The sequence below is a fragment of the Kineococcus glutinatus genome, from assembly GCF_039542765.1.
Lineage (GTDB): Bacteria > Actinomycetota > Actinomycetes > Actinomycetales > Kineococcaceae > Kineococcus_A > Kineococcus_A glutinatus.
Genome location: NZ_BAABIL010000429.1, coordinates 1 through 2,670, shown reverse-complemented (window position 1 = coordinate 2,670; position 2,670 = coordinate 1). Strand labels below are relative to the sequence as shown.

Genomic DNA, 2,670 nt, shown 5'->3' with positions numbered 1-2,670 from the left:
CACCCCCACGACGCGGCGCTCGGCCGGCACCCCGAAGGCCGCCTTCAACGGCTCGTGCGCCCCGGCCGGCACCCCGAAGAAGCACGCGCCCAGCCCGGCGTCCACCACCGACAGCAGCAGCTGGTGGACGACCATCCCGGCGTCGACGTCCCAGAACGGCACCGGCCAGCGCGCCGGGTCGCGGTCGGCCCAGCCCTTGTCGGCCTCCGCGTAGCGCTCGAGGTAGGCCGCGGGGGAGGACAGCACCACGACCAGGACCGGCGCCGTGCGCATCCCCGCCAGCCAGGCCGAGCCGCCGTCGGGCGCGGCCGACGCCCGCGGCGGCAGCTCGGCGTGCCGGCGCGCCAGCGCCCAGAAGCGCTCCCGGTCGCCCGCCTCGCGCAGCACCAGCAGGTCCCGGCCCTGGGCGTGGCCCGCCGACGGCGCGCGCAGCGCCTCGCGCAGCAACCGGTCCAGCACCGCCGGGTCCACCGCGCGGCCGGGGTCGTAGCCGCGCACCATGCGGCGGCGGCGCACCGCCTCGGACAGCTCCACGCCCGCAGTCTGCCCGCCGCCGCCCCCACCGCGCCGCCGATAGGCTCCGGGCATGGCCGCACCCCCACCGACGGGCTCCGCCCCGACCGGCACCGGGCAGGCGCGGGGCAGCGGCTGGGAGGCCGGCTACCCCGCCCGCTGGGAGGCCGACGTCGTGCTCCGCGACGGCGCCACCGCGCACGTGCGGCCCATCACCCCCGCCGACGCCGACGCCGTCGCCCGCTTCCACGAGCGCCAGTCGGACGAGTCGCGCTACCTGCGCTTCTTCGCGCCGATGCCCCGGCTCTCGCCGCGCGACCTGCGCCGCTTCACCGTCGTCGACCACGTCGACCGCGTCGCCCTCGTCGCCACCGTCGGCGAGGACATCGTCGGCATCGCCCGCTACGACGCCGAGCCCGCCCGCCGGGGCCGCCCCCGCACCGCGGAGGTCGCGTTCAACATCTCCGACGCCCACCAGGGCCGCGGCCTCGGCTCGGTGCTGCTGGAGCACCTGGCCGCCGCCGCCCGCGAGCGGGGGGTGCAGCGCTTCACCGCCGACGTCCTGCCGCAGAACGCCAAGATGATCGCGGTCTTCCGCGAAGCCGGGTACGAGGTGCGGCAGGGCTACTCCGACGGCGTGCTGGAGGTGTCCTTCGACATCGACCCCACGGAGCGCTCCGTGGACGTCATGCGCGCCCGCGAGCACCGCGCCGAGGCGCGCAGCACGGCGGCGCTGCTCACCCCCTCCTCCGTCGTCGTCATCGGCGCCAGCCGCCACCCCGGCACGGTGGGCCACCGGCTGCTCGCCGACCTCGTCGGGGGCGGTTTCACCGGCGCGGTGTGGGCGGTCAACGCCGACGCCGGCCCCGAGCGCGAGCTGCTGGGGGTGCCGCTGCTGCCCTCGGCGCGCGACGTGCCCGGCCCGGTGGACCTCGCGGTCGTGGCGGTGCCCCCGGCCGCCGCCGTCACCGCCGTCGCCGACTGCGCCGCCCTCGGCGTGCGGGGGCTCGTCGTCGTCTCCTCCGGCTTCGCCGAGACGGGCGCGACGGGCCTGCTGCTGCAGCGGGAGCTGGTGCGCGCCGCGCACGCCAACGGCATGCGCGTGGTGGGCCCCAACTCCTTCGGCCTCATCAACACCGACCCGGCCGTCCGGCTCAACGCCTCCCTGCACCCCGAGCTGCCACCGGCCGGCCGGCTCGGGCTGTTCAGCCAGTCCGGTGCCCTCGGCGTGGCGGTGCTGTCCTCCGCCGCCCGCCGTGGCCTGGGCGTGTCCACGTTCGCCTCCGCCGGCAACCGCGCCGACGTCTCCGGCAACGACTGCATGCAGTACTGGCTGGAGGACCCCCGCACCGCCGCCGTCGGCCTGTACCTGGAGAGCGTGGGCAACCCCCGCAAGTTCAGCCGGGTGGCCCGCTCCCTCTCGCGCGCCAAGCCCGTCGTCGTGGTGAAGTCCGGCGCCTCCAGCTTCGGGGTGCCGCCCGGTCACGCCGTGCGGCCCTCCCACGTGCCGTTCGCCGCGTTCGACGCGATGCTGCGGCAGGCCGGCGTCATCCGGGTGGAGAACGTGCACCAGCTGTTCGACGTCGCCCAGCTGGTGCTGGACCAGCCGTTGCCCACCGGCGACGGCATCGCGGTGGTGGGCAACTCCGACGCCCTGGCGACGCTGGCCGCCGACGCCGCGGTGAGCTGGGGGCTGCGCGTCGTGCACGGCCCGTCCTCCGTGCACCCGGAGGCGGGCACCGAGGACCTCGTGCAGGCGCTGGAGGACGCGCTGGCCGACCCGGCCGTCGACGCCGTCGTGGCCAGCTACGCCCCGCCCACCGGGGCCGTGGACACCGCCGTCGCGGAGGCCGTGGCGGCGGCCGTGGCGCGCGCCGGCAAGACCTGCGTGACGTGCTTCCTCGGCACCCGCATCATCCGCTCGACGGTGCCCGGCCCGGCGGGTGCGCCGGGTGCCGCCGTGCCGTCCTACCCCACGCCGGAGGACGCCGTGCGGGCGCTGGCCTCGGCGGTGCGCTACGCGCAGTGGCGCAGGCGGGACCCGGGCCGGCCGGTGGCCCCGCCGGGGGTGGACGTGGCCGCCGCGCGCGAGCTCGTCGGGCGGGTGCTCGACGCGGTGCCCGAGGGCCGGCACCTGGACCGGGCGGAGGTGACGGC

General features: G+C 77.9%; 2 protein-coding genes. One reads left to right on the top strand and one right to left on the bottom strand.

Features of this window, described 5'->3' with window-relative positions; genetic code table 11:
* Positions 1-534: nitroreductase family protein (locus ABEB16_RS15215; RefSeq protein WP_345713077.1), on the bottom strand; the 534-nt coding region annotated here is incomplete at its 3' end.
* A gap of 52 nt (positions 535-586) precedes the next feature.
* Here ABEB16_RS15215 and ABEB16_RS15210 point away from each other — a divergent pair.
* Positions 587-2,670, top strand: a 2,084-nt coding sequence (locus ABEB16_RS15210) for a GNAT family N-acetyltransferase (RefSeq protein WP_345713076.1), incomplete at its 3' end; no start/stop codon positions are given.